Raw genomic sequence first — 26,829 nt, forward strand, 5'->3', positions numbered from 1 at the left:
TGGATATTGCATCCAAAATCAATAGAACCAATGACACCTCAAATCCTCCAACACCTCGATCGATTGGACGCAAGCCTAAATACCTTGTTTGAGTGGCTGCTTCAAGAAGACCCCAACTATTTAGACCAAAAACTTTCACCTGAACGCTGGTCGGTGTACGAAGTGATGCAACACTTGATGTTGTCGGAAGGCAATTCACTCAAGTATCTGCGCAAAAAATCCCTGGGTTTAGCCGAGCTCAAACCAGCGGGTGTCCGAGCGAGATTTCGTACCTGGCTACTCGAACTGATCATGCGTTCCCCCATCAAATTCAAAGCACCGAAAGGTGCCGGAGTAGAAGTTTTTGTACCGGTGGAAAGTTTTGCCGCGCTGAGTGGACAATGGCAAAAACAACGCGAGGAATTGCGCCAGTTTCTCAGTGAGTTGCCCTTGGAAATTTTTGACAAAGAAGTTTACCGCCATCCGCGCAGCGGGATGTTGAGCATTGGGGGCATGTTGCGCTTTTTTCAGGTGCACTTTGATCGGCACAACAAACAAATGAAACGCATCCTGAAGGAAGTTAAACCTTTATCAACTCCATAAAACGTTTTTGAAAATAGCGATAAGTAAACAAAACCAAGATCCCATAGCCACCCAGCATGACGTACACCGCGTAAATCAAAAAGGTAGTATAGGATATATCGGCCTGTCCAAAATTCTTGTACAATTGCAGCCCAAAACTGCCCATGTAACCCCAGGTATCGGCCAAAGTCACAATAAAACCCACCGTGCCCGGGTAGCGGAAAGCCGCAATGATCCGGTCGAAATAAATGCCATTCGCGGGTACGTAGCCCAAGTACATGCCAGCTCCTACACACAACATCCAAAATTCCACCTGGATCAATTTTGCTTGAAACAAAAGGGTGGCCCCAACGGCCAGGAGAACCCCCAGAAAAGTGATGACATTCACAATGGTAAAGGCCCGAAAATTATCCTTGACACGGATCAATAAACCCAACAGAATCAAGATACCCAAAGCGATAGGTGTTTCCACACGGGAGAACACTACGGGATTATTGATGCCTTGTTCCTGAAAAATTTCCCGCCCAAAATTATCCCGAAAATCACGCAGTATAGTGAGCAATACATAACCAATGATGAACAAAACCACCCCCTGATAAAAAGTTTGTACAAACTTGCGGCGATCTTCCCGATTCATCGGAACTCGCGCTGTGCGTAGGGCTTCATCTTCTGCATTCGGAGCAGGTAAACGCATCAGCATGGTCAAAAACACCGCAATGGCCGGGATGAACAAACCCGCAGTGACCATGGGCATGTAAAACTCGGATACCCCCCAGTTTTGCATGACGTACAGGCCAATCGTTTTGACAAAACCCGAGGCAAAAATAAAAGAAGCGGTCAAGGCTGCCACCAAAATATCGGTTTGCTTTCGTCCCTCCAAAAAACCCAGTACCAGGCCGTAAATCATCCCCAGGGGTAAACCATTTAGAAAGAAAAAGAACATGTTGTAAGGCGGCGGCACTAGGGCAAAACCCACCAAGGTTAACCCTGCAAAACTCACCAAGCCCAAAATGTACCAACCCCGCATCTGCCTGGCCGCCTCAGAAACAACCTTGATGCCAATCAGTTTCGACAAAGCATACCCCAAAACCTGCAGGTTGACCAACCAGATTTTGTAACTCAGCCCCCAGTATTCCATGCCCTCAAAGGTGGCAGCCGTGATGCCTTTGCGAAAGGCGTACATACAGGTATAAGTTCCAAATGCAGCAACGGCAGCCAGGATGGTAAATTGAAGATCGCGACGGGAAATTGACATTGCAGGTAATTTGAAGCACAAAATGCACAATTCGGCCTGAACTGGGTTATTCCTGCGCAGATTTGTGCAAAAATTAATCTCTGCTTTACAAGGTTTTTCTCCTTGAACATCCCCGAAAATCTACTAAGCAATCAATTCCAGCACCTCAACTTTGATTTTCCCGACCAAAGCCTCCGCCTCCGCCAAGCTCGGCGCCTCCGCATAAATCCGAATGATCGGCTCCGTATTCGACTTGCGCAAGTGCAACCAACTTTGTGGGAAGTCGATTTTTAGCCCATCAATGGTACTGTGTTCCTCGTGCTGGTATTTTTGCTCCAATTGGTGCAAGATGGCTTCCATATCCAGCCCTTCTGGTAGCGAAATTTTGTCTTTCACCATTTGGTAATTGGGGTAAGTAGCCCGCAATGCGGAAGTAGTGCCCCCGAATTTGGCCAACCAGGATAAAAACAGCGCAATACCCACCAGCGCATCACGACCATAATGCAATTCAGGCACAATGATGCCCCCATTGCCTTCTCCACCAATTACCGCATTGACCGCTTTCATTTTTTCCACCACATTCACTTCGCCTACCGCTGCCGCAAAGTATTGGCCGCCGTGTTTGAGGGTGACGTCGCGTAGGGCGCGGGAAGAAGAAAGATTGGAGACAGTGTTGCCGGGGCGCTGTTGCAGCATGTAATCAGCCACGGCTACCAAGGTATATTCTTCACCAAAGGCTTTGCCATTTTCACAAACCAGCGCCAGACGGTCAACATCCGGGTCAACTGCAATGCCCAAATCGGCGTGGTGTTCCAGGATGGCGGCTGACAAATCGCGTAAATGTTCAGGTAATGGTTCAGGATTGTGGGCAAACTGGCCATTGGTTTCACCATTGATGACAATGACCTCACAGCCCAGGTATTCCAATAAATCGGGAACGGTAATCGCCCCAGATGAATTGACGGGATCAAGCACTACTTTGAAGCAGCGCGCCCGCACCAAATCCACTTCTACTTCGGGTAGGTCGATAATGGCTTGGATGTGTTTTTGTAAAAAATCGCCGCCTGCTACCACTTTTCCTAAGGCATCTACAGACTGGTAATGAATGCCGCCATTTGAAATCAAGTCCAAAACCGCAGCGCCATCAGCGGCAGAGATGAATTCTCCTTTTTCGTTCAGGAATTTCAAGGCGTTCCATTCTTTGGGGTTGTGGCTAGCAGTGATGATGATGCCCGCTCCAGCGCCTTCAAAACCGACGGCCATTTCTACGGTGGGGGTAGTGGACAAACCCAGATCGATCACGTCAATTCCCAGCGCGGTAAGGGTGCTAAGCACCAAATCACGCACCATTTGCCCGGAAATTCGGGCATCGCGGCCAATCACTACTTTGGGGGCATTGCCTTTTTGCAGCAGCCAGGTGCCAAAAGCGGCGGTACATTCTACGATGTCTTGTGGGGTCAGGTTTTGTCCGGGTACGCCACCGATGGTGCCACGAATACCGGAAATTGACTTGATTAATGCCATTGGTTTGGATTAGATTTGGGGCAAAATTATCATTTTAATTCTACAGCATGGAACAAGTCATTGCCGCTGATCAATTTTTATTTGAACTCATCAATGGTCACGCCCACAATGCGGTGTTGGATTGGTTGATGCCCATTTGGCGCGAAAAATCCACCTGGATACCATTATATATAGCACTAGCTGCTTTTGTGGGGTACAAGTACCGCTGGCAGGGTTTGTACCTTATCCTAGCCTTGGCCTTAGCCGTGGGCCTGGCCGATACGGTAAGTAGTAAAATCATCAAACCATCCGTTCATCGCCTGCGCCCCTGCAATGATCCTGCGTTAAAAGACGATGTACAGCTGCTAGTGGATTGTGGCAGTGGCTACAGTTTCACCTCCTCCCATGCCTCCAATCATTTTGCGGTGGCGGCTTTTTTGAGTTTGACCCTGGGTTTGCATTATCGGCGGATCCGCTGGCCATTGTACCTTTGGGCGGCGAGTATTGCGCTTGGACAGGTGTATGTGGGGGTACATTTTCCACTGGACATTTTTATTGGTGCGATTTTAGGAATTATTATTGGCAACATTGTTGCAAAAACGTATCTTCGCATGCTGAAAAGCCCATTTCTACAGACTCAAGTTTAACACGAATGCACATTTGGGAATACCTGCTCCTTTTTCTAACCCCCTTCATTGGAGGCATACCCGCGTTCTATTTAGGCGATCGAAAGCCCAAACTCGTGCGGTTCATCATGTTGTTCAATGGTGCATTTATTCTAGGGGTGGTTTTGGTGCAGCTCTTGCCCGATTTGTTTGCCAAAGGAGACCATTACACTGGCCTGTGGATGTTGCTTGGTTTTGCGATTCAACTGTTGCTGGAGGAGTGGTCAGGGGGCGTAGAACACGGGCATGTGCATACCCATGGCAAAAAAACAGGGTGGTTGGCTTTTTCAATTATGCTGGGCCTATGCTTACACGCCTTGATTGAAGGTTTGCCCTTGGGTGGCTACCGCACTTTTATGCAGACCTTTAATGAACAAAACGGCGACGATCAATTTTATCACCTCCTAATGAGCATTACTGTCCACAATATCCCGGCGGCCTTTGCCCTCACTTCTTTTTTGTTGATGAGTGGGATCAAAAAAGTTTCCACCTCATTGCTGTTGTTGGTTTTTGCAGCGATGTCTCCATTGGCGGCATTTTTTGCCCAATTCTTTTTTCAAGATCCCAAAGTATTGCACATTTTGCTGTCGGTTGTCACTGGTAACCTGTTACAAATTGGCTCGACTATCCTTTTTGAAAACGATACCCATACCAGTCATCATTTTTCCTGGGGCAAATGGTTGGCCCTTTTATTGGGCTTTGCTTTAGCTGCGATTCACTTCCACTAGTCAATTATTTTGGAAGTTCCTTTTTTACAAGCGTCATACACACGTTAATTTCTTGACATGTGGAATGTTCCGAATAAAAAATGGTGCTTATGCCTGCAATTGGATAAAATTCGGTTTGTAAAGATTCACTTGTTAGCGAATTTTCACTAATTTGCCCTCCTTAAGAATATTATTCGCTCACTATTTCGGTTTTCAGCATGAAATATCTATACAAGTCATTGATGCTTAGCATCATTTTGATTTTCTCTTCTTCATGCATCATTTATGCTCAGACGACCATACGGGGAGAAATTAAAGATGCGGCAAATAAAGAGGGCCTGACCAATGCGACAGTAGTAATTAAAGGGACTACCGAGGGGACAGTGGCTGATTTGGAAGGGAATTTTGAACTATCAACGGCCCAAAAATTTCCCATTACCCTGGTCATTTCGTATGTAGGCTACACCGATAAGGAAGTCATCCTCAACAGTGTCCAACCCAAATTGGTCATCGAATTGAGTGAAGACGCGGTTACCATCGACCAAGTCGAAATAAAGGGACGAAGGATTTCAGAAAAAAAGGTGCAATCTCCTTTGACCATGGAAACCATGGACGCCATCGCGATCGCTGAAACACCAGCTGCCAACTTTTACGATGGTTTGGGTTCCTTAAAAGATGTAGACCTTACTGCGGCCAGTTTGGGCTTCAAAATCATCAATACCCGGGGGTTCAACAGTACCAGCCCGGTGCGTTCGCTACAAATCATTGATGGCGTTGACAACCAATCACCGGGTTTGAACTTCTCCCTAGGCAACTTTTTAGGTGCTTCAGAGCTGGACGTAAATGGAGTAACCCTGATTGTAGGTGCTTCTTCGGCTTTTTATGGCCCCAATGCCTTTAATGGCGTAGTTAGCATGCAAACCAAAAATCCGTTTTTGCACAAGGGTTTGGAAGCTGTGGTGAAAGGAGGGGAAAGAAGTTTGTTCGAAGCAGGCTTACGGTGGGCGGATGCAGTCAAAAACAAAGCTGGTAAAGATGTTTTTGCTTATAAATTCAACCTTTCCGGTTTCCGTGCCAATGACTGGGTAGCCGACAATTACGATCCGGTTTTTGATACCCCCAGTAAAGCCAGCAACCCTGGTGGTTATGATGCGGTGAATACTTATGGAGATGAATACCTGATTTCCAACGACTTTACTGGCAACTTCAACCTGATCGGGATGGGCATCATTCACCGCCAAGGGTACAAAGAAAGTGATTTGGTGGATTATGATTCGGAGAACCTCAAGGCGGCCACTGCTTTTCACCTGCGCTTGAATCCGGCCAAAGATTTTAACTCACCTGAATTGGTCTTAGGCACTAACTACAGTACCGGAACTACCGTGTATCAAGGTGACAACCGCTACAGCTTGCGGGACATTCAGTTCTTTCAACACAAAATTGAATTGAAACAAAATGAGAAATACTTCTTGCGCTTTTATGTAACCCATGAAGATGCGGGGAATTCTTATGACCCATATTTCACTGCCCTGCAATTGCAAAACAATGCCAAGGAAGACATCAAATGGGCTTCAGATTACATCAATTTTTGGCAAACCAACATCAATCCAAGGGTGCGCAAAATTGAAGGTTATCCCAATCCGATTGACTACATTGGCCGGCCAAATGAGTTTCGAACGGAACAAAATGCATTTTTAGGCAATAGCCGAGTACAAGATTCGCTCGCTTTGTACCATTCTTTGGCACAGCTTCAGGTAGTGAAGGGCAATCCTTTGTTCCAGTCAGTTGATTTTTTCGAGCCTGGTACTGCACGTTTTCAGCAGGAATTCAATAGCATCACCTCCCGTTTGGGCTACAGTGAAGGGGGAACTCGTTTTTTTGACCGTTCAGCCCTGTACCATACCCACGGTGAGTACAAATTTAACGACCTCGTTAAGCCCGAAAAGGGTGGTTCAATTACCGACCTTGATCTTTTGGTTGGTGCAAACTTCCGCCTGTATACGCCCAATTCCAAGGGTTCGCTCTTGTTGGATACCGGCGATGTCAACATCAATACCTATGAGTATGGCATCTATGGTGGTGGTACCCTAGAATTGGACAAAAGACTAAAAATCAGTGGCTCGATTCGTTTGGATAAAAACCAGAATTTCAATTACCTGCTCTCTCCTGCTGCCTCGCTGGTGTATAGTCCCACCCGTGATCAGGTTTTGCGCTTTTCCTTTTCCTCGGCCATTCGCAACCCTACTCTAGCGGATCAATACCTTTTTTACAACGTTGGTCGCGCCATTCTCATCGGTAATTTGAATGGGTTCAATGACTTGTTGACCATCGAATCATTGCGGGAGTACCTCAACACAAGGGACCAGACCAAATTGAGCTATTTCGATGTAGCCCCCATTCGGCCTGAGCAAGTACGCACCATTGAAGCTGGATACCGCAATACTTTCTTTGACAAAATTTATGTGGATGCTACCTATTATTACAGCTTTTATCAAGATTTCATTGGCTACAACATCGGGGTAGATGCTGCTTTTGATCAATTGACGGGATTGCCCAGTCGGGTACAAGCTTACCGAGTAGCGGCCAATGCAAAGGATCGGGTGACTACCCAAGGGTTTTCTATTGGCAGTAGCTATTATTTTGGTCAAAACTATGTCTTGAATGGCAATTACTCCTTCAACCAGCTAAACAGTGTCAGCGATGACCCCATCATTCCGGCTTTCAATACACCAAAGCACAAATACAATTTAGGGTTTTCGGGGCGGGACTTAGCTGTAAAATTCCTTGGCCTGAATTTCCCTGATTTTGGCTTCAACATCAATTACAAGTGGATTGAAGGATTTGTGTTCGAAGGTTCACCCCAGTTTACGGGTATCATTCCAAGTTACAGCATGCTCGATGCCCAAATGAACTGGCAGGTCAAAAAGATCAATACCACCTTTAAACTCGGTGCATCGAACATCTTGAATAACCTGACGTTCCAAACTTATGGAGGGCCTAGAATTGGTCGTTTGGCTTACTTGTCGCTCCTATACGATTGGAACAAAAAATAAAATAAAGTAACTTCAATCGTAAATCCGCCAGTGTGGATACACGCTTGAATTTGCTCATGGTCATTTCATCTTAATTCATTCAAAACAATTTCAAATGAAACAACTCAACACTTTGCTGCTGTTGTTGATTACTATGCTGGGAACAATAGGTCTGTCTGCCCAAACTGGTAGATATCGTACGGATGTGTTCAGCAGTTTTTCGGTTCAAAGAAATGTGGTGTATGCCAAAAATATATCCGTTTTGACAGGTGCTCCTGCTGCTCAGGACCTGGTCATGGATGTGTATACCCCAGCTGGCGACAATGCCACCAATCGTGCCGTAGTGGTGTACTTCCATACGGGCAGCTTCCTGCCTCCCATCATCAATGGTGGCATTACTGGAGCACGCAGTGATTCTTCGGTTGTAGAATTCGCTCGTCGCTTCACTCGTTTGGGCTATGTCGTATTTGTTCCTACTTACCGCTTGGGCTGGAACCCAGCTGCAACTGGGCCTGCTGGACAAAACACTCGTACGGGTACCTTGCTGGGTGCAGCTTACCGTGGGGTTCAGGATGCGCGGAGTTGCGTTCGTTTCTTGCGCAAAACAGTTGCAGAGAACAGTAACCCATATGGTATCGACCCAAATCGGATGGTGTTGTGGGGCCAGGGTACTGGTGGTTACATCAGTATGGGTGCGGCTTACCTGGATCGTTTCAAAGAAGAAATTGAAATTACCAAGTTCATCAATACAGAGACGTTGACCGCCTATGTTGATACTACATTGAGTAGCAATCCGTTCGGTTCAACTCTAAAGCCGCTGAACCTTCTTAACAATCCAACTTACAGCTCTGATTTTCAATTGGCAGTAAACATGGGCGGAGCTATGGGCGACATCAGCTGGCTTGAAGGCAAAGCAGGAGAACCTGCCATGATCGGTTTCCACGTATTGTCCGACCCATTTGCACCTTTTGCAGACGGAGCCGTAATTGTACCCACTACCCGCGAATTCGTGGTGAGTGTATCAGGGACACGTTCGATTGTGGAGAAAGCGAACACCACCGGGTTGAATGCGAATCTGGCTCCTGCCAATGCAGAGCAATCTTTCGTCAACTTGAAAAATCAGGTGCTTAAAACTATCCCCATACCCAATGGCCCTAATACCAATATCGGGGGCATGGCGACTACACTGTCAGCGGATAACATGTACCCTTTCGTGACCCCAGGCAACCGTTTTGAAGCGGGCCCATGGGAATGGTGGGATACTACTACGTTGAAATTGGTCGTAGCTGGTTTCAATGCGGCAACCGGACGTAAAGATGACTGGAAGGTATTGCACTCCAATGGTTTGCTAACCAACCCGAACATGAGCAAAGCCAAAGCAATGGCTTACATCGATACCATGATGCAGGTATTCACGCCTCGTGCTTACCTCCAGCTCAATCTGGCTACTTCAACCGAGGAAGTGATTTCTGCGGATGTAGTAAAACTGAAAATCGGGCCAAACCCAGTTGCTGATCGGATCTATCTGGAAAGCGCCACGGAGTTTAAAATGCGCGACATTGCCCTGTATAGCTTGGACGGCCGTATGGTGCGTGGTTATGCAAATGTGGATGAAACTGACTTTGAGCTACAGCGAGGGAATATCCCTCCTGGGACATATGTGCTGCAAGTCCGCTTTGATAAGGGGGTTGTGGCGAAAAAATTGATACTCAAGTAGTGGAGCCCCTTCGTGGGCTCCCTGATATGTGTGCCCCTTCGTGGGTGCCCTGATGACCCCACTCGGGTCACACGGTATGCAACCCTACGGGTCGCCCCAATAAAGGGCAACCACGTAGGGTTGCCCCTACCAGATTTCCACAATCATTTCCACTTCCACGGCCATTTTCCCCGGCAACGAACCTACGCCCACTGCCGAACGGGCATGTTTGCCTTTCTCGCCAAATACTTTGACCATCAAGTCGGAAAAACCATTGATGACTTTGGGTTGATCTCCAAAATCGGGCCCACAATTGACCATCCCCAATACTTTCACAATCCGTTTGACGCGATCCAGGCTGCCAATTTCTGCTTTCAGCGCTGCCAATTGATTGATGGCGGTGAGTTGAGCGGCTTCGTAGCCTTGTTCAATCGTCAAATCAACGCCTACTTTGCCAGTGATGTTGGTGCCATCTTCTTTTCGTGGGCCTTTGCCAGCCAAAAAGATGAGTTTTCCGGTTTGCACAGCGTTGACGTAATTGGCAATAGGGGCAGATACTGCGGGGAGCACAATGCCCAGTTCCTGCAGTTTTTGGTCAATGGTGAATTTGCCTTTGCTTGACTTGTTTTGAGCCTGTGTAAAAGCTCCGGTGAGCAGAAGACAAAAAAGGAGAACATAGTGGTAAGGATTGCGCATGTTTTTTCTGTGCAAAATACACACATATCTAACTGAGGTGTTTCTTTAGTGCCTTAGGTTTCTTAGGTGGTGAAAAAAGAAAAACAAAACAAAGCATATTTTCACCACCTAAGAAACCTAAGACACCTAAGAAACACCTCAGTCGCTTTTGCCTACTGCAACTCAATGACTCTTAAAGAAAAAGGTTCAATCCGAATAACATCTAAATTCACAGTTTCCTCTTTAATTACATCTCGCCCACTTCGATAGCCCTTCAACATTTCGGCATAACGCTCCAGCTTGTGTTCCTGGGGCTTATCGGTAGTATTCCAGAGCATCATCACCCGCTTGGAGTCGTCATAGCGGAAGTACACATAAACCCCATCTTCGGGAATAAAATGCCGGGTTTTGCCCGTTTGAAGTGCGGGGGTGATTTTCCGGTATCGCAACAACTTACGCAGCAGCTGATAGGTGGTTTCTTCCATACCCTGACGCCCTGCCGCAGTGAATTTATTCAGCTTGTCTTCCTTCCAACCACCCAAAAAATCTTTCCGCCCAGCTTCACCGAAAGAGCCACCAGCGCCCGTAATGCCAATTTCAGTGCCGTAATACAGGCAAGGCAAACCCCGGATGGTCAGGAGAGCCGTCAATCCAGCGTGGTACTTCTGCCAGTCATTGTTCAGTACCGATAAAAAACGACTCACATCGTGATTGTCCAAAAAGGTAACATTGCGGCGGGCATCTTGGTACAAAAAGTCGTTGCTTAGGGTGAGGTAAATCCGGTTGGCACCGTCGGTCCAGCCCTGTCGGCCTGCCGCAGCTTCAAGGAGAGCGTAGTTCAACTGAAAATCTGTCACAGAAGGCAAGAAACGCTGCCCTTCAGTCAGTCGGTTCCCGGCTGTGAACTGCGCCTGAGAAAGCGTGCTCTGCACCCAGGTTTCGGCAAAGAAGGTGAAGCCGGGATATTCTTGCTGGATCCGTTTGCCCCAATTGATCATAAAGTCCTGTTCGGGATAAAAATAGGTATCGATGCGGAAGGCGTCCTGACCCGAGTATTCCATCCACCACAGGTTGCTGTAGAGCAGGAAATTGGCCAGAAATGGGTTGCGTTGGTTGAGGTCGGGCATATGGCTATCGAACCAACCATTCGCCAGTCGCCGCCGATCTGCTTCCGAAACGTAAGGATCAATCCAAACCGCATCGCGGTAATTGGATTTCGTGTAGGTGGGCCATTCCTGGTTGATCCAATCTTTAAAGGGGATATCCCGGATGGTCCAGTGCCGATCGCCCACGTGGTTGTGGATGATGTCCATCACCACTTTGATGCCTTTTGCGTGGGCCTTTTCAACCAGTTGTTTGTACAATTCATTGCTGCCATAACGCTTGTCCACGTTGTAGGGATCGGTAGGCGCGTAGCCGTGGTAAGACTCATAGGGCTGATCGGATTCCAGCACAGGCATAACCCAAATGGCGGTGATGCCCAAGTCTTGCAGGTAATCCAGCCGATCAATGATGCCTTGGATGTCTCCACCGTGGCGAAAGTAAATTTTATCCCGATTCACCAGATCTGAACTCATGTCCTTAAAACTATCGTTGCTGGGGTCACCATTGGCGAAACGATCGGGCATGATCAGGTACATGTTATCGGCAGGGCTTAAGGCCTGATTGCGCAATGGGCTACGCTCTCGGGCACGCAACTCGTAGGGGTAGGTTTTTTGCGCGTCGCACAAGGAAATGAGCATTTGGCCGGGTTTGGCCGAAGGGCTGATTTGTAGGTCGATGAACAAATAATTGGGGTTTTCGGCAGCATGCACCTTCAATACCTTTACGCCGGGATATTTGATTTTTACGGAACATTTGTGGATATTCTGGTCGTAAATCATCAATTGAAGATTGGCATTTTTCATGCCTACCCACCAGTTAGGCGGGCAAATTCGAGCTTTATCCACTTTGCCGCCCGTTGGCAAATGTTGTTGGTACTCCGAAAGCTGCATGCCGATGGGCAAGCGTTGCATGGGGTCATTGTCGTAAATGGTTTGGGCCATGAGCAGCGGATGCCCCAGCAATCCCAAACAAAGTAAAGTTCCTGCTAGCGATCTGAACAATTTCATAAAACAAATTTTCGACAAGAAATGAAACCTTGCCTGGCTTTCCAAGTTTTTAGTGTGCCACTTCCCTGAATCTTGGAACCACTTTCCCGAGCTTGCCTTAGATGGTGAAAAAACAATTGGAAACCCAAAACCTTCAGCTCTGCCATTTTGACACACTGCCGTACATTGGCACGACATATGCTAAAGGTTAGGCGTTAATTGAACCTAGAATTTCTAATTTCTTTACTAATATTCTGATTATGAAGCCTATCAACGATCGAGTTGTTGTTAAACCCGCTCCGGCTGAAGAGAAAACCAAAGGTGGTATCATCATCCCTGACACTGCTAAGGAAAAACCACAGCGCGGTGAAGTTGTTGCCATTGGCCCAGGTAAAGACGGTAATTTGATGACCGTACAGGTTGGCGACATCGTTCTTTATGGCAAATATGCCGGTCAAGAGCTGAACTTCGAAGGTCAAGATTACCTGATCATGCGTGAAGACGACATTTTGGTGGTGATTTAAGTAGCCTGCCACTTCGTCTTACTGACTTCGGGCGCATGACATAGCGTCCTCTTTCCAAATTACCTTTTTCGACATTTAAATTTAAAAGCAATATGGCTAAGGAAATTAGCTTCAACCGCGACGCAAGAGAGAAATTGCGCGCTGGTGTAGATGCTCTGGCTAATGCAGTGAAAGTAACCCTCGGACCTAAAGGCCGCAACGTGGTTATCCAAAAAAGCTTCGGCGCACCTCAAATTACCAAGGATGGGGTTACCGTAGCCAAAGAAATTGAACTGGAAGACGCCGTTGAAAACATGGGCGCTCAAATGGTCAAAGAAGTAGCTTCCAAAACTGCTGACATCGCAGGTGATGGTACGACTACTGCAACCGTTTTGGCTCAAGCCATGATCAACGCAGGTTTGAAAAACGTCGCAGCAGGTGCCAACCCCATGGACCTCAAGCGTGGGATGGATAAAGCTGTTCGCAAAGTGGTAGAAAACCTCAAAGAACAGTCTGAACAAATTGGCGACGATTTTGAAAAAATCAAACAAGTTGCCGCAATCTCTGCCAACAATGACGAAGAAATTGGTGCCCTGATCGCTGATGCGATGAAGCGCGTAACCAAAGACGGCGTCATCACCGTAGAAGAAGCCAAAGGTACCGATACTTATGTAGATGAAGTATTGGGTATGCAATTCGACCGCGGATACCTTTCTCCCTACTTCGTGACCAACACGGAGGACATGACTGCAGAGTACGAAAGTCCATATATCCTGATCACCGACCGCAAAATTTCCAACATGGCCGACATCGTGCCAGTATTGGAAAAAGTAGTAGGTAGTGGTCGTTCTTTGTTGATCATTGCTGAAGACATCGAAAGCCAGGCTTTGGGCGTATTGGTGGTTAACCGCCTGCGTGCCAACCTGAAGATCGTTGCTGTTAAAGCTCCTGGTTTTGGCGACCGTCGCAAAGCGATGTTGGAAGACATCGCCGTATTGACAGGAGGTACAGTAATCTCCGAAGAAAAAGGCTACAAACTAGAAAACGCTGGTTTGGAGCACTTGGGGCTTGCGGAAAAAATCGAAGTAGACAAAGACAACACGACGATCATCAATGGCAAAGGCGACGAAGAGCTGATCAATTCTCGCATTGCGCAGATCAAGCAGCAAATTGTGGCTACTACTTCTGACTACGACCGTGAAAAACTGCAAGAGCGTTTGGCAAAATTGTCAGGCGGGGTGGCAGTACTTTACGTAGGTGCACCTACCGAAGTAGAAATGAAGGAGAAAAAAGACCGTGTTGACGATGCCCTGCACGCAACCCGTGCTGCTATTGAAGAAGGTATTGTAGCTGGTGGTGGTGTAGCCCTGGTTCGCGCTATTAAAGTGTTGACCAATGCCAAAGGCACCAACGAAGACGAAACCATCGGGATGGCCATCGTGAAAAAAGCACTGGAAGCTCCTTTGCGCATCATTGCTGAAAACGCAGGCGTAGAAGGCTCGGTGGTATTGCAAAGGGTTTCCAACTCCAAAGATGCCATGGGTTACAACGCCCGTACCGACAAATACGAAGATTTGAAAAAAGCTGGTGTAATTGACCCAACCAAGGTTACCCGCATCGCTTTGGAAAATGCTTCTTCCATTGCCGGAATGGTGCTGACTACCGATTGTGTAGTGAGCGACAAGCCAGAAAAAGATGCTCCAATGCCGAATATGCATGGCGGCGGCGGTATGCCTGGAATGATGTAATCGACTATCGATAAGATCATAAATATATCCGAAGGGATTGGTGGAAACATCAATCCCTTTGTTGTTTTTAGATTAAGACATATGGTTATTTACAGATAAAATACCATTGATTAATCTTTATTGTTTTTCTCCTAATTCTTTTGCTTGTTCAGGCACAGCGCTTAAATTTACCCATCAAACCATAGTTCCTGCATCATGACTCTGCAAATCCGTACCCTTGAAGAATACCACGCGGCCTACCAACGCGCAGTTGAAAACCCCGAAGCATTTTGGGCAGAACAAGCTGAAACCTTTCAGTGGCGCAAGCCCTGGGATAAGGTGCTAGACTGGAATTTTGAGGAGCCTGATATCAAATGGTTCCTGGGCGGGCAGCTCAACATCACCGAAAACTGCCTGGACCGTCATTTGAGCACCCGGGGTGACCAAGTTGCCCTACTGTGGGAAGCCAACGACCCCGAAGCGCCCAACCGCAGCTTCACTTACAGCCAACTCCATACCGAAGTATGCAAAGCGGCCAACGCACTCAAAGCCAATGGCATTCAAAAGGGAGACCGCGTATGTTTTTACATGCCAATGGTGCCCGAATTGGCGATTGGAATCTTGGCCTGTGCACGGATTGGGGCCATTCACTCGGTTGTATTTGCAGGGTTTTCGGCGCATTCGCTGGCCGATCGCATCAAAGACGCCACCTGCAAAATGGTCATCACTTCGGATTACAACAACCGTGGAGCAAAACATATTCCGGTCAAAAAAGTGGTCGATGAAGCTTTAACCATGGGTTGTGATTCCATTGAAACCGTACTGGTTTATCAATGTGTGGACGTTCCGGTAGCGATGCAAGCTGGGCGCGACAAATGGTGGCACGAGGAAGTCAATCCCCAATCCAGTGATTGTCCTGCTACAGCAATGGACTCCGAAGACATGCTCTTCATCCTGTATACTTCCGGTTCCACGGGCAAACCGAAGGGGGTAGTACATACCTGTGGCGGGTATATGGTGTACACGGCTTACAGTTTCCGCAATGTTTTTCAGATTGAGGATGGCGACATTTATTGGTGTACTGCTGATATTGGGTGGATTACCGGGCATTCTTACATTGTATATGGGCCCTTGTTGAGCGGAGCAACGTCCATCATGTTTGAAGGTGTACCCACTTACCCCGACGCCGGGCGATTTTGGGAAATCTGCGACAAACACCAGGTGACCCATTTTTATACAGCCCCTACTGCCATCCGAGCCTTACAAGCCCAGGGAGATTCCTGGGTAGAAAAGCACAATCTGTCCAGCATCAAAGTACTGGGCAGTGTGGGTGAACCCATCAATGAGGAAGCTTGGCGCTGGTATTTTGACAAAATTGGAAAAGGACATGCGCCAATTGTAGATACCTGGTGGCAAACCGAAACGGGGGGCATCTTGATTTCCCCCCTCGCAGGCATCACTCCGCTCAAACCCTGCTACGCTACCCTGCCCTTGCCGGGAGTACAACCTTGTTTAACGACCACCGAAGGGAAAGAAATTGAAGGAAATAACGTAGAGGGTTTGCTGTGTATCAAATTCCCCTGGCCTTCCATCTTGCGTACGACTTATGGCGATCACGAACGTTGTCGCCAAACCTACTTTAGCCCCATCAAAGGCATGTACTTCACGGGCGACGGTGCACGCCGGGACCAAGATGGTTACTACCGCATCATTGGTCGGGTAGATGATGTGATCAATGTATCCGGCCACCGACTGGGGACAGCGGAAGTTGAAAACGCGATCAATCAACATCCCGGTGTAGTTGAATCCGCTGTAGTGGGTTACCCACACGACATCAAAGGACAGGGCATTTATGCCTATGTGATAACGACTGACCCGGTCAGTGATGAAGACCAGTTCCGCAAAGAGGTTATGGACGTGGTCAGCAAAGAAATTGGTCCCATCGCCAAACCTGATAAAATACAAATCGTCAGTGGTTTGCCCAAAACCCGCTCGGGCAAAATCATGCGCCGGATTTTGCGCAAGGTTGCCGAGGGAGATACATCCAATCTTGGCGACATTTCTACCCTGCTCAATCCGGAGGTAGTGGAGGAAATCAAGAGTGGGGCGGCGGAGCTTTAAAAAAGGGTTCCAGGTTCCAAGGTTCCAGCATTCAACTGGTCACTGAGCGAAGTCGAAGTGCTGGTTGAATGCTGGAACCTTGGAACGCTGTTGGTTGGGAAGCGACTTATCAAAAAAATCATGAAAGGAAACGTGCCTTCTCAAAAAAAACGGGTGTACCCCATTCAGGAACACTTGTTGGAGTATTTGAAAAAGTACAATCGCGCAGCTGACCTCCCTCTGCAATACAGCGATTTATTGCGTTACAATACCGCGATACCCCTGATTGACCAGGAAGGCAAAGATACCCTTTGGGAAACGGTGTATTACCCCGAGTATGATCAAAAAGAAATTTACCAGGCGCTTAAGTACATCTATTCGCTACTCAAGGTGGATGGAAACGTAGAACTGTTGGATCACCTCACCATCGCACGAATTGACTACTGCAATTTTGGCAACTCCAAACCTTTCCGTGTTCGCATCATCAACCGCATCAACGACAACTACGATCACTTTTACGTCAAACAAGCGGATGCATCACGGGTGTATGGTCTGGAATTGGAAGATATCCTTTCGCCCAATACGATGATTTACATGGTGAGTGGTAGCACCTTGATCGAAGAGCACATTGCCGGGGTGCCGGGTGATGATTTTATGAAGCGCCACCTAAAGGAATCGGTTTTTAACAAAACCAGGATCGCCAAAGAGTTTGTCAAATTCAACGAACGTTGTTTTGCCCGGCTTCTGGGGGACATGCGTTCGTACAATTACGTAGTAGACATCACCCCAGATATTGAAGGCAACCAATACCGGATGCGGGCCATTGATTTTGATCAACAATCTTATGAGGGGCGTAAGAGTTTTTATCTCCCCCAATACTTCAGGGAAAACAACCCGATTATCTTTTTGGGCATCAACAACATGGCACCCGAATCTGTTTTACAGTATCAGTTGGAAGAACGTAGTTTGATGGCCGTACGCATGAAGACCCAGCCCAATCGCACCGCGCTTTTTTTCCAAACCATGATGGCGGATGACATTGCTCCTTCTGAAAAAATCCAACAACTCCGGGAAGAGCTGATTTACCACCACAAGAATGACATTTTTGACAAGTGTTTTACGATGGGACAAATTGTGGTGAGCAACATCAATTTGTTGACGCAGAAATACCATCGGTAGTTGAGAAGGTTTAGGGAGGTTGAGAAGGTTTAGGCTACCGCAGCGATGTTGACATTGTCCTTTTCTAAGTCGCTGCGGTAGCCTAAACCTCCTCAACCTCCCTAAACTTTCCTAAACCCCTAAACAAAAAAAAAGGCCTCCCCCGAATGCGGAAAGAGGCTATCCCAAAAACCGATTATACGTTACAATGGTTATGCTAGCGCGTGGAATCAGACCTCAAAAAACCTCGATGACATCGTCAAACCCTGGTCAATTCTTTGCGCTGACGTAAAATTAATCAAAGTTTTTGTTATATAAAAAAATAATTTCTTTTTCGCCTAAAGATGCACTATGATTTACGGATCGGAGGCTTTACCACGGTTAACGGCAAGTGAGGAGCAAAGATATGCCCGCCATTTGGCGCTACCTGATTTTGATGTGGTCGCGCAGCAAAAACTCAAGGCCGCTAAAGTGCTGGTGGTAGGTGCAGGCGGGCTAGGCTCTCCCCTCCTACTCTATCTGGCCGCCGCGGGGGTGGGCAAGATAGGCATTGTGGATTTTGACACCATCGATCTCAGCAATTTACAACGTCAGATCCTCTATACACCCGAGGATTTAGGGAAATCCAAAGCCCAAACTGCGGCACAACGCATCCGGGCACTGAATCCACATGTGGAGGTTCAGGTTTACGAAACGGCGCTCAATGCCGACAATGCCTTGGCCATCATTGCCGAATACGACCTAGTTGCGGATGGAACCGACAATTTTCCTACCCGCTATTTGGTCAACGACGCTTGTGTACTCACCGGGAAGATCAACGTTTATGCCTCCATTTTTCGGTACGAAGGGCAAGTTTCGGTTTTTAACTTCCCCCTGCCGGATGGCAAACGTGGACTCAACTACCGCAATTTATATCCAGAACCACCCCCACCAGGTACCATTCCTTCTTGCGCCGAAGGTGGGGTATTGGGGGTTCTGCCGGGAATCATTGGCAGCATGCAGGCAAACGAAGTCATCAAAGTCATTACTGGCATCGGGGAACCTTTGGTCGGAAAACTCTTCCTTTTTGATGCTGCCAGCATGAGTACCCGCAGCATCAAATTAATGGCCCAGGAAGCTTATCCCATTACCAGCCTACGCGAAACGAGCTACTATTGTACCCCATCACAGTTGGAAGTGCCGAGTATTTCTGTGGAAACACTAGAAAAATGGCGCTCGATAGGGCATCGTTTCCAGCTCATTGATGTCCGCCAGCCCGAAGAATACGCCCGGCAAAATCTGGGTGGCTTATTGATCCCTTTGGGGGAACTCTTGGACAATTTACACAAAATTGACCGTCAGCACCCCGTAGTCATCCATTGTCAAAGTGGAGCACGCAGCAAAGAAGCGATTTTACTACTCCAACGTCAAATGGGTTGGCAACACTTATTTAATTTGCTGATGGGTTAATGTGCTGATGTGCTAATGAATGTACGATCAACACATTAACACTTTAACACATTGTCCCATTCATCTATTGGCGCATTAACCCATCAGCATATTAGCAAATTAGCAAATTAGCACCTTATCTTTAGCCTATCAAAATCAACTTATGATCAATATCCTCGACCTTCAATTTTTGGGTGCTTCGGAAGCAATCGCCGTTTTTTTGGTTGAAACCGACAGTGGCCCGATTTTGATCGAAACTGGACCCTACTCCACCTTTCCAATTCTGGAAGCAGGTTTGGCTCAATACGGCTATACTCCTGCCGACATCAAACACGTTTTTATCACCCACATCCATTTTGATCACGCTGGCGCAGCCTGGGCTTTTGCGCAACACGGTGCCACAATTTACCTGCATCCCTTTGGCGAAAGGCACCTGAACAATCCTGAAAAATTGGTCAGTTCAGCCCGAAGGATTTATTTGGATCAAATGGATGTGCTTTGGGGAGAGATGAAACCCATCCCGCAGGCTCAGTTGCGCGTTGTAGCGCATGGCGAAACCATCTATTTGGAAGGGGTAAGTGTAAAAGCTTGGCATACTCCGGGGCATGCCGTGCATCACCTGGTTTGGCAAATCGGAGATAAAGTTTTCACTGGCGATGTGGCGGGTGTTAAAATAGGAACCGGGGTTGTGGTTCCCCCTTGTCCACCACCCGATATCAATGTTGAAGACTGGTTGCAGTCCATCCGTTTGTTGTCCAGCTTGAAACCAACTGAATTGTACCTTACCCATTTTGGGCGGGTCACCGCAGATATTCCCAATCATTTGCTGGACCTGGAACGGCATCTATTGGATTGGGCCAATTGGATCAAGCCTTATTTTGATGATCAAACACCTACGGAAACCATCATTCCAATATTTGAGCAATACGTACAACAGCAACTGTTAGACGGTGGTGCTACGCCTGCTGATTTGGAAAAATATGCCGCAGCCAATCCTGCGCACATGAGTGTGGCGGGCTTGTTGCGGTATTGGGCGAAGAAGACGGAGCAGTAAAGTAAAATTTTCAATTGCCCAAAATCAAATCGGCAGCTTTTTCCGCAATCATAATTACCGGAGCATTGGTATTCCCCGAAACAATGGTGGGCATAATGGAGGCATCCACCACCCGCAAGCCTTCAATACCCCACACCCGGAGCTGTTCGTCTACCACCGCCATTTCGTCGGAGCCCATTTTACAGGTTCCTACGGGGTGGTAAACTGTTTCTACCCGGCGTTTGATGTGCTCGATGATGGCCTCTTCTGAAGCTCCTTTCGTTGGCGGGGTCACCCTTGACTTTGTAATTGCCTGCAATGGACTTTGCTCCATCAGTTCCAAGGCCAATTTGATGCCTTCTACCAATATCTTCAGGTCATGCTCCTCGCTAAGGAAATTGGGCTGAATCAGTGCTGCTGCTGTTGGGTCAGTTGAGCGTAAACCCAGATAGCCACGGCTCTTCGGCTTGAGTAAAGTGGGCAAAATGCTAAAGCCATCCACCGTTGGCAAGGTTTTCCAATTGTGCAAATCGGTATTGTAATCGGCCTGAATGGGTGCAAAATGCAATTGCAGATCCGGGCGGTCATTGTCTTTAAATACCTTCGTAAAGGCGACCGCTTCCAATGGGCCAATGGTCATGGGGCCAGATTTGGAAATCGCATACTGCAACAAGTACTGCAGTTGACTCAGTGGCTTCAGCGCATGATTGAGTCCCTTGGTATGGGTAATGGCCGAAGCATTGACAAACAAGTGGTCTTGTAAGTTTTGACCTACTCCAGGCAAGGCTTTTTTGACCTCAATTCCCCATTTTTTCAATTCCACTTCAGGCCCAATGCCAGAGAGCATCAACAATTGGGGACTTTGAAAAGCACCTGCGCACAAAATCACCTCACGATTGGCCTTGGCGGTTTGTTGGGTTTTGCCTGCCAGCAGAAATTCCACTCCCACTGCCCGATCATTTTCAATCAACAAACGCTGGGTTTGGGCCTGGGTAATGACTTTCAAGTTTGACCGAGACAAAACTGGTTTTAAAAAGGCCGTCGCTGTGCTGTGCCTTTTTTGGTCTTTGATGTTGAACTGAAAATAGCCTGCACCTTCCTGTTCGGCGCCATTCACGTCTTGATTTTCGGGTATGCCCATAGCTTTACAAGATGCAACGAATGCTTCTGCCGCCGCCGAGCGGTACTTTTGGTTGTAGGTCACATTGAGCAAACCACCCTGGCCGTGATAGTTTGGATTCAATTGATCCAATTGCTCATTGTGTTCGGAACGTTTGAAGTAGGGCAAAACCTGATCAAAAGTCCAGGATGGATTGCCCAATTTGGCCCAATCGTTGTAGTCTTCGTGGTTTCCACGAATATAAGCCATCGCATTGGTCGAGCTGGATCCCCCTAAGGTTTTGCCCCGGGGCAAGTATACGCGGCGATCATAAAGCTGCGCCTGAGGCTCGGTTTCAAAGCCCCAGTCCACTTCTGAGCGGTGCAATTTGGCATAACCCGCCGGGATGTGGATTTCCAGTTTGCGATCCGGTCCACCCGCTTCGAGCAATAAAACCTGATTGTCGGGATTGGCCGAGAGGCGATTGGCCAATACACAGCCCGCCGAACCAGCGCCAATGATGATGTAGTCGTAAGTCATGCGATCAACTATTAAGGAGCATGTTTAAGCCAGGAGCTGATCCACCAGCTTGCGCACGCCAGTACTTGCTTTTTCAGCAATAATTTTTACTTCGGGATAATGCCGAGTATCTAAACTAGGCTTTGGATCAACGTAATAAATCGGCGCATGGCCCGGTGCATAATCCACCAAACCCGCTGCTGGATAAACCTGCATGGAAGTACCGATGATGATCAAATGGTCACATTCCCCAACCAGCCGGGCTCCTTCGGTAATTTTGGGAACCATCTCCCCAAACCAGACGATGTGAGGCCGCAGTTGCGTCCCTTTTTCACAAAGGTCGCCAAAATTGAGATCGTCCTCCCAGTGGTACACCAGGTTTTCGTGCACGGAACTCCGTACTTTGCGCAATTCACCATGCAGGTGGATGATGGAGCTACTGCCCGCTCGTTCGTGCAAGTCGTCCACATTTTGGGTGACGATGTGCACCTTGTATTTTTGCTCCAATTCGACCAGAGCATGGTGTGCCACATTGGGTTGCACTGTTTTGAGTTGTTGGCGACGTTGGTTGTAAAAGTTGAGGACCAAACCAGGGTTTTTACGCCAGCCCTCAATCGAGGCTACTTCCATAATGTCGTGTTGCTCCCATAGTCCATTGGCGTCACGAAAGGTACTGATGCCACTTTCGGCACTCATCCCGGCACCGGAGAGCACCACAATTTTTTCCTTTTTCATGGGTAGTCTAGTGAAATTTATGCTAAGATACTTTACTTGTTGAAAACATTTTCACCGATTCCTGCCTTATAGTTGTAAATAAAATTCCCATGAAGACCAATTTAAATCTAGCCTTATCGCTATCTGGCGGTGCCGCACGGGGTGCCTATCAAATTGGCGTTTGGCAAGCCTTGTACGAGAATGGTTTTCAAAACAACATCAAGGTAGCTACCGGTGCTTCGGTAGGTGCCATCAATGCGGCCCTAATCGCTCAGGGTGATTTGTCCAAAGCCTTGGATTTGTGGCGCAACAGCCAACCCGAAGAAGCGTTTGATCAATTGCGCGAAAAACCCGAAGAGGGATATTTGGGCTTGGTCAAAGACGGCATCCTCAATCGAGGCATCCGCATCAATGGTTTGAAAAAGCTATTGCGTACTGCGCTGAATGAACAAGAAATCCGCGACTCTAAGATCGATTTCGGACTGGTCATCTACAACCTGACGCAACGGCGAGGAGAATCTTTTTTTCAAGAAGACATCCCCAAAGAACTTCTGGTGGAATACATCATCGGCAGCGCCAGTTTTCCTGCTTTCCAATCGCATCAAATTGGCAAAAACAAGTACATCGACGGCGGGCTTTACAAAATCATGCCTGTTGATCTGACCTTTCAAAAACCCAATATTGATCTACTCATTGGCATTGACGTCGCCGAGGCCTCCAAGTTTTTGCCCTTGTTGTGGGGGATGAAACGCAAATACGGCGAAAAACTCCTGTACTTGCGTCCATCGCGCACCTTGCCCAATCCCGCTAATTTTTCAGCCGAAGCACGCGAGCTGCAGTTGGAAATTGGTTACAAGGATGGGCTGGAATTGCTCAATAAAATTGCTTAATCCTGAAGTTTTTTGTTCCAAAAGTAATAAAACGGCAATCCGGTAGCAATCAGTCCGATACCCAACAAGGCTTCGCGCGGTTGGTTGATCAAGGTGTTGCCAATCAAAACGATACAAAAGAAGATAAATACAACGGGCACAACAGGGTACCCCCAAACGCGATAAGGGCGATGGGCATCTGGCATTTTGCGGCGCAGAATAAACACACCCATGGTAGTAGCCCCGTAAAACAGGAAGGACGCAAAAATGAGCATATCGGTCAATTGGTCAAAACTACCGGAGAATACCAAGCCACAAGTCCAAATACATTGGTAAATCAAAGCTTTGCTCGGCGTTTGGTATTTAGGATGGATTTCATCGGCGCCTTTAAAAAACACCCCTTCACCCGCCATCGCAAAATAGGTGCGAGCGGCCAGCAAAATGGTCGTATGTGTAGAAGCCAGCGTTGTCACCAAAATCAGGATCGAAATAAAATATCCCCCACCTGCACCCCAAAAGGACTTGATGGCTTCAACTGCAGCAATACTATTGGTTGATTTTCTGATCTCAATGAGTTGATCAACAGGGAGCAACACCAAATAAGTGAGATTGGCCAATAGATATACCGTAATCACAGTCATTACCCCCCAAAATAAAATGATCGGTAAGTTGCGGTTGGGATTTTGAATTTCTCCACCAATGTAGCCAATGGTATTCCAACCCTCGTAAGCCCAAAAAGCAGCCAACATCGCGGTAAACATGGCCGAAACCAGCCCGCCCCAGCCCGGGCTCACATAGCCAGTAGCATTCTGGCTCAATCGACTCCAATCGGCCTGACCGCTGCTCAAACCAAAGACGATAATGGTGGTGATGCCTAGAAGTACCAAGATGATCAACAATTTACTGATCTGCCCTCCGAGTTTCACGCCCCGAATGTTGACAAACGTAAGCAAAACGATGACAAGAACCGTAAAGAGTTTAACACTCAGGTTGTCGAAAGGGTAAAACCAACCACCTATGTTTACTCCTGCCCATTGCGGCAATAATTCCGGCAGTGGAAAAAGAGAATTGAACGATTGGGTGAATACATACGCAATCGAAGCAATGGCAGCAGTTTTGATTACCGCAAAATTTGCCCAGCCGAATACAAATGCAAAAAACTTGCCGTAGATTGTGCGATAATAGCGGTATTCACCGCCTGTTCCAGCCAACAAACTTGCTACCTCGGCGTTGCTAATCGCTCCAGCCAAGCTGATTAATCCGCCGAGCAACCAACAAATCATAACCAACCAAGGCGATTGAAGTGTATCGGACATTGGAGCCACTTTTTTGTACACTCCTGATCCGATCATAGAACTGATAATCAGCGCTATTGCTGTGGGCAACGTAATGGCCGCAGCCAGTTGTTTGGTGTTGTTGGTGTTCGACATACTCAATACTTGTGAAATTTTCTTTCCTATTCGAACCAAAAATACAATCCCATAACAAAGAGACAAGAATTATTTTTCCCCTCATCCTAAATTGATGAAAATGTTTAACACTGTGAACCAAACCAAAAAGAGGATCATGATCCTCTTAACCTTGTGGACTTGTGTTGTTTTTGGCCACGCTAGTCCCCCGACTTTACCTACTACCCCTGTACTTCCGACAGTAGTGGCGACTGATCCCGCACACTATGACTTCTCGTACGACGATGTAGACTTCATGTTACAACTGATTGAAACCCACCGTAATTTTAAACCATCCAATGCTTTTTTGGAGTATGGGGTGATGTTTTTTCCTGAAACCGATCCATCCACCAATCAATTGCGCTTAGTTGCCAAAGCTTGTGTTATTTTTCCTTATGAAGCTGTACCGCTGAATTTGCCGGGCAATCATTTTCCAGGAGCATTAACCGGAGAGGATTATTTTGATGAGACTTTTTTAAAGACCTTTAAAAAAGACCCAGCATTGGCGAATGGTGCAGCTCAGGCTTATACTTTTGCCGTTTTGCTCGAAAGTCAAGTGCAGCTTTTAGTAGCTGCTTCCGGTGTGGTCGGACTTAAAGCGTACCAGGTGAAGGTTGATTACGGGATGATCGTTCCTCCTGCAACAACGGCAGTTTATTACAATCTTAACATCGTAAATGACATCCCAGGTAAGGGATTCGCCGATGGGGCCCAATTTTTTCTCGCCTGGCCTTGTCCACCATGGTGGAGAATCTAATGATTGATCGATTAAAAATGCAGTTAAGGCGAAAATTCAGTAGTTATCTGCTGGATTTTCACCTTACTGATATACCTTACTGGTGAAATTCAGAACACCGACAAGCCGTGATTAAATTGCTCAAATTTTCTTCAATCTTCTTCTTCAGCTTATTTTTCTCTTGGCTGTTCCCTCCTTTATTTAGCCAAAATGATTTATTCTTTCACGAATTGACCAGCCAAAATGGCTTGGAAAACACCAAAGTCGTATTCGTTTTTAAAGATTCTCGTCATTTCAACTGGATAGGAACACTGGGTGGCCTTTACCGCTACGATGGTGCAGAGGTCGTTAAATACGGGCTTGAAAAAGGCATCAATGATCCTTATTTACAAAGCTCAATGGTGGAAGACCAAAAAGGAAACTTGTGGTTCTGCTCCCTAAAAAAATTATACTGTTATGATCGGCTTCGGGATACTTGTCTGAATTTCGGAGGGTTTAAATTGGTCAATGGTGAAGAAACCTTAAGTGATTACAGCCTCATCCATCTAGATGCTCAAGATCAGCTCTGGTTAACTGCAGGAAATGGACTTTATTCCATTGATCTACAAAAAACCATCCAAAAAAAACAATTGGTTTTTCAACCCTACTCCACAGGGAATGATCAAATTAGTGGAAAAAGATTTTCCCCGATTTTGGATGCTCAAAAGAAATTCAATGGTTTTTTTGAATATCGTTTCTATGGTCCCGGCATGAAAATTTGGACCTTGGGTGATAAAAAAAACTTCTCAAGTCGTTTGTATTTTTCCAATACCGAAACCAATCAGGCAGCTTACGATATTCGACAGGTACTCCCTTATCCGAGTCAAAAAAACAAGTACATCTTGTGTACTTCCGTAGGATTAAAGGTATTCGATACCGCAAAAAAACAACTCCAGGATTTATTCTCCTTACCCACTGCCCCCCATTTCACCTACGCCATTTTTATCAAACCACATTTGTTGTTGTGCAGTACCTATGAAGCCCTGTATTACTTCGATTTGACGACTGGTAAACACAGCAAAGCAAACGATTGGTCTGGCAGTCTAAATTCGAATACCATCTCTCATCAAAAATTCACCGAATTGGTTTTGGATCGTGATGGTATACTTTGGGGTTTGGTTTATGATGAAGGCTTGTGTTTTACAAATCCTGAAGTAACTATTTAGCAGCCGCCTTCGGCGGCTGCTAAATATGAAAATAAAAAGTATCTTAGGGCATCAAAAACATTGAGTTGGAGCTACCAAAAACAGTCGAAGGCTGCCACGTTGTGATCAATCAACTGCTGTTGATTAT

21 protein-coding genes are annotated in these 26,829 nt (G+C 47.0%); 14 read left to right on the plus strand and 7 right to left on the minus strand.

The features are described 5' to 3' along the window. Positions 1 to 30 precede the first annotated feature (30 nt). Entirely contained in the window at positions 31 to 582 is a 552-nt protein-coding gene (locus tag ACEW9O_RS04235) for a DinB family protein (RefSeq protein WP_373548883.1), read from the plus strand. Here ACEW9O_RS04235 and ACEW9O_RS04240 read toward each other — a convergent pair. Then, positions 560 to 1,816 carry a DUF5690 family protein gene (locus ACEW9O_RS04240; RefSeq protein ID WP_373548884.1) on the minus strand — a complete coding sequence of 419 codons (1,257 nt, stop codon included), beginning with the start codon at positions 1,814 to 1,816 and terminating at the stop codon, positions 560 to 562. The two genes, ACEW9O_RS04235 and ACEW9O_RS04240, sit on opposite strands and share 23 nt — an antisense overlap. A gap of 123 nt (positions 1,817 to 1,939) precedes the next feature. Then, the gene (gene glmM, locus ACEW9O_RS04245; RefSeq protein ID WP_373548885.1) at positions 1,940 to 3,319 is read right to left on the minus strand and encodes a phosphoglucosamine mutase; all 1,380 of its coding nucleotides are present in this window, start codon (positions 3,317 to 3,319) and stop codon (positions 1,940 to 1,942) included. A 47-nt stretch (positions 3,320 to 3,366) separates the two neighbouring features. Here glmM and ACEW9O_RS04250 point away from each other — a divergent pair, with 47 nt between their 5' ends. The 4 genes from ACEW9O_RS04250 (at position 3,367) to ACEW9O_RS04265 (ending at position 9,419) form a co-directional block, all read left to right on the plus strand. Continuing rightward, positions 3,367 to 3,945, plus strand: coding sequence for a phosphatase PAP2 family protein (locus ACEW9O_RS04250; protein ID WP_373548886.1), 579 nt, complete (start codon positions 3,367 to 3,369; stop codon positions 3,943 to 3,945). 5 nt (positions 3,946 to 3,950) lie between these two features. Continuing rightward, positions 3,951 to 4,691: a ZIP family metal transporter gene (locus ACEW9O_RS04255; protein WP_373548887.1), complete on the plus strand. Its 741-nt coding sequence runs from the start codon at positions 3,951 to 3,953 to the stop codon at positions 4,689 to 4,691. Positions 4,692 to 4,888: 197 nt separating this feature from the next. Further along, positions 4,889 to 7,723: a TonB-dependent receptor domain-containing protein gene (locus tag ACEW9O_RS04260; protein ID WP_373548888.1), complete on the plus strand. Its 2,835-nt coding sequence runs from the start codon at positions 4,889 to 4,891 to the stop codon at positions 7,721 to 7,723. A 94-nt stretch (positions 7,724 to 7,817) separates the two neighbouring features. Continuing rightward, on the plus strand, positions 7,818 to 9,419 hold the full coding sequence (locus ACEW9O_RS04265; protein ID WP_373548889.1) for a T9SS type A sorting domain-containing protein: 1,602 nt from the start codon (positions 7,818 to 7,820) through the stop codon (positions 9,417 to 9,419). A 126-nt stretch (positions 9,420 to 9,545) separates the two neighbouring features. Here ACEW9O_RS04265 and ACEW9O_RS04270 read toward each other — a convergent pair whose 3' ends face one another. Then, a complete protein-coding gene (locus ACEW9O_RS04270) occupies positions 9,546 to 10,094 on the minus strand; it encodes a RidA family protein (RefSeq protein ID WP_373548890.1) in 549 nt (182 codons plus the stop codon). A 152-nt stretch (positions 10,095 to 10,246) separates the two neighbouring features. Beyond that, positions 10,247 to 12,184: a glycoside hydrolase family 13 protein gene (locus ACEW9O_RS04275; protein ID WP_373548891.1), complete on the minus strand. Its 1,938-nt coding sequence runs from the start codon at positions 12,182 to 12,184 to the stop codon at positions 10,247 to 10,249. Positions 12,185 to 12,423: 239 nt separating this feature from the next. Here ACEW9O_RS04275 and groES point away from each other — a divergent pair, with 239 nt between their 5' ends. The 6 genes from groES to ACEW9O_RS04305 all read left to right on the plus strand — a co-directional run bounded on the left by groES (position 12,424) and on the right by ACEW9O_RS04305 (position 20,133). Continuing rightward, the gene (groES, locus tag ACEW9O_RS04280) at positions 12,424 to 12,687 is read left to right on the plus strand and encodes a co-chaperone GroES (protein WP_373548892.1); all 264 of its coding nucleotides are present in this window, start codon (positions 12,424 to 12,426) and stop codon (positions 12,685 to 12,687) included. 92 nt (positions 12,688 to 12,779) lie between these two features. Next, positions 12,780 to 14,414, plus strand: a complete 1,635-nt coding sequence (gene groL, locus ACEW9O_RS04285; protein ID WP_373548893.1) for a chaperonin GroEL — start codon at positions 12,780 to 12,782, stop codon at positions 14,412 to 14,414. 195 nt (positions 14,415 to 14,609) lie between these two features. Further along, positions 14,610 to 16,514 carry an acetate--CoA ligase gene (gene acs / locus ACEW9O_RS04290; protein WP_373548894.1) on the plus strand — a complete coding sequence of 635 codons (1,905 nt, stop codon included), beginning with the start codon at positions 14,610 to 14,612 and terminating at the stop codon, positions 16,512 to 16,514. A gap of 120 nt (positions 16,515 to 16,634) precedes the next feature. Further along, positions 16,635 to 17,672, plus strand: coding sequence for a hypothetical protein (locus ACEW9O_RS04295; protein ID WP_373548895.1), 1,038 nt, complete (start codon positions 16,635 to 16,637; stop codon positions 17,670 to 17,672). A 330-nt stretch (positions 17,673 to 18,002) separates the two neighbouring features. After that, a complete protein-coding gene (gene moeB, locus ACEW9O_RS04300) occupies positions 18,003 to 19,100 on the plus strand; it encodes a molybdopterin-synthase adenylyltransferase MoeB (protein ID WP_373548896.1) in 1,098 nt (365 codons plus the stop codon). Between the two features lie 142 nt (positions 19,101 to 19,242). After that, a complete protein-coding gene (locus ACEW9O_RS04305) occupies positions 19,243 to 20,133 on the plus strand; it encodes an MBL fold metallo-hydrolase (protein ID WP_373548897.1) in 891 nt (296 codons plus the stop codon). Positions 20,134 to 20,143: 10 nt separating this feature from the next. On the opposite strand, the gene ACEW9O_RS04310 is transcribed toward ACEW9O_RS04305, so the two are convergent. Together ACEW9O_RS04310 and ACEW9O_RS04315 are read right to left on the minus strand one after the other, a co-directional pair. Continuing rightward, positions 20,144 to 21,751, minus strand: coding sequence for a GMC family oxidoreductase (locus ACEW9O_RS04310; RefSeq protein WP_373548898.1), 1,608 nt, complete (start codon positions 21,749 to 21,751; stop codon positions 20,144 to 20,146). 24 nt (positions 21,752 to 21,775) lie between these two features. Beyond that, positions 21,776 to 22,465 (minus strand): NAD-dependent deacetylase, encoded by a 690-nt coding sequence (locus tag ACEW9O_RS04315; protein WP_373548899.1) that lies wholly within the window; start codon positions 22,463 to 22,465, stop codon positions 21,776 to 21,778. 89 nt (positions 22,466 to 22,554) lie between these two features. On the opposite strand from ACEW9O_RS04315, the gene ACEW9O_RS04320 reads away from it, so the two are divergent. Then, positions 22,555 to 23,334 (plus strand): patatin-like phospholipase family protein, encoded by a 780-nt coding sequence (locus ACEW9O_RS04320; RefSeq protein WP_373548900.1) that lies wholly within the window; start codon positions 22,555 to 22,557, stop codon positions 23,332 to 23,334. Here ACEW9O_RS04320 and ACEW9O_RS04325 read toward each other — a convergent pair. Continuing rightward, a complete protein-coding gene (locus tag ACEW9O_RS04325; RefSeq protein WP_373548901.1) occupies positions 23,331 to 24,743 on the minus strand; it encodes an APC family permease in 1,413 nt (470 codons plus the stop codon). The two genes, ACEW9O_RS04320 and ACEW9O_RS04325, sit on opposite strands and share 4 nt — an antisense overlap. A 136-nt stretch (positions 24,744 to 24,879) precedes the next feature. On the opposite strand from ACEW9O_RS04325, the gene ACEW9O_RS04330 reads away from it, so the two are divergent. Both ACEW9O_RS04330 and ACEW9O_RS04335 read left to right on the plus strand, forming a co-directional pair. Next, positions 24,880 to 25,518 (plus strand): hypothetical protein, encoded by a 639-nt coding sequence (locus ACEW9O_RS04330; protein WP_373548902.1) that lies wholly within the window; start codon positions 24,880 to 24,882, stop codon positions 25,516 to 25,518. Positions 25,519 to 25,745: 227 nt separating this feature from the next. Continuing rightward, the gene (locus tag ACEW9O_RS04335) at positions 25,746 to 26,702 is read left to right on the plus strand and encodes a hypothetical protein (RefSeq protein ID WP_373548903.1); all 957 of its coding nucleotides are present in this window, start codon (positions 25,746 to 25,748) and stop codon (positions 26,700 to 26,702) included. The last annotated feature ends 127 nt before the right edge of the window (positions 26,703 to 26,829 follow it).

Source organism: Haliscomenobacter sp., assembly GCF_041740695.1.
Taxonomy (GTDB): Bacteria; Bacteroidota; Bacteroidia; order Chitinophagales; family Saprospiraceae; genus Haliscomenobacter.

Excerpts from the sequence above, each read along its gene's own strand:
- ACEW9O_RS04235 (WP_373548883.1), top strand. The coding sequence starts at position 31 with ATGACACCTCAAATCCTCCAACACCTCGATCGATTGGACGCAAGCCTA.
- ACEW9O_RS04240 (WP_373548884.1), bottom strand. The coding sequence starts at position 1,816 with ATGTCAATTTCCCGTCGCGATCTTCAATTTACCATCCTGGCTGCCGTT.
- glmM (WP_373548885.1), bottom strand. The coding sequence starts at position 3,319 with ATGGCATTAATCAAGTCAATTTCCGGTATTCGTGGCACCATCGGTGGC.
- ACEW9O_RS04250 (WP_373548886.1), top strand. The coding sequence starts at position 3,367 with ATGGAACAAGTCATTGCCGCTGATCAATTTTTATTTGAACTCATCAAT.
- ACEW9O_RS04255 (WP_373548887.1), top strand. The coding sequence starts at position 3,951 with ATGCACATTTGGGAATACCTGCTCCTTTTTCTAACCCCCTTCATTGGA.
- ACEW9O_RS04260 (WP_373548888.1), top strand. The coding sequence starts at position 4,889 with ATGAAATATCTATACAAGTCATTGATGCTTAGCATCATTTTGATTTTC.
- ACEW9O_RS04265 (WP_373548889.1), top strand. The coding sequence starts at position 7,818 with ATGAAACAACTCAACACTTTGCTGCTGTTGTTGATTACTATGCTGGGA.
- ACEW9O_RS04270 (WP_373548890.1), bottom strand. The coding sequence starts at position 10,094 with ATGCGCAATCCTTACCACTATGTTCTCCTTTTTTGTCTTCTGCTCACC.
- ACEW9O_RS04275 (WP_373548891.1), bottom strand. The coding sequence starts at position 12,184 with ATGAAATTGTTCAGATCGCTAGCAGGAACTTTACTTTGTTTGGGATTG.
- groES (WP_373548892.1), top strand. The coding sequence starts at position 12,424 with ATGAAGCCTATCAACGATCGAGTTGTTGTTAAACCCGCTCCGGCTGAA.
- groL (WP_373548893.1), top strand. The coding sequence starts at position 12,780 with ATGGCTAAGGAAATTAGCTTCAACCGCGACGCAAGAGAGAAATTGCGC.
- acs (WP_373548894.1), top strand. The coding sequence starts at position 14,610 with ATGACTCTGCAAATCCGTACCCTTGAAGAATACCACGCGGCCTACCAA.
- ACEW9O_RS04295 (WP_373548895.1), top strand. The coding sequence starts at position 16,635 with ATGAAAGGAAACGTGCCTTCTCAAAAAAAACGGGTGTACCCCATTCAG.
- moeB (WP_373548896.1), top strand. The coding sequence starts at position 18,003 with ATGATTTACGGATCGGAGGCTTTACCACGGTTAACGGCAAGTGAGGAG.
- ACEW9O_RS04305 (WP_373548897.1), top strand. The coding sequence starts at position 19,243 with ATGATCAATATCCTCGACCTTCAATTTTTGGGTGCTTCGGAAGCAATC.
- ACEW9O_RS04310 (WP_373548898.1), bottom strand. The coding sequence starts at position 21,751 with ATGACTTACGACTACATCATCATTGGCGCTGGTTCGGCGGGCTGTGTA.
- ACEW9O_RS04315 (WP_373548899.1), bottom strand. The coding sequence starts at position 22,465 with ATGAAAAAGGAAAAAATTGTGGTGCTCTCCGGTGCCGGGATGAGTGCC.
- ACEW9O_RS04320 (WP_373548900.1), top strand. The coding sequence starts at position 22,555 with ATGAAGACCAATTTAAATCTAGCCTTATCGCTATCTGGCGGTGCCGCA.
- ACEW9O_RS04325 (WP_373548901.1), bottom strand. The coding sequence starts at position 24,743 with ATGTCGAACACCAACAACACCAAACAACTGGCTGCGGCCATTACGTTG.
- ACEW9O_RS04330 (WP_373548902.1), top strand. The coding sequence starts at position 24,880 with ATGATCCTCTTAACCTTGTGGACTTGTGTTGTTTTTGGCCACGCTAGT.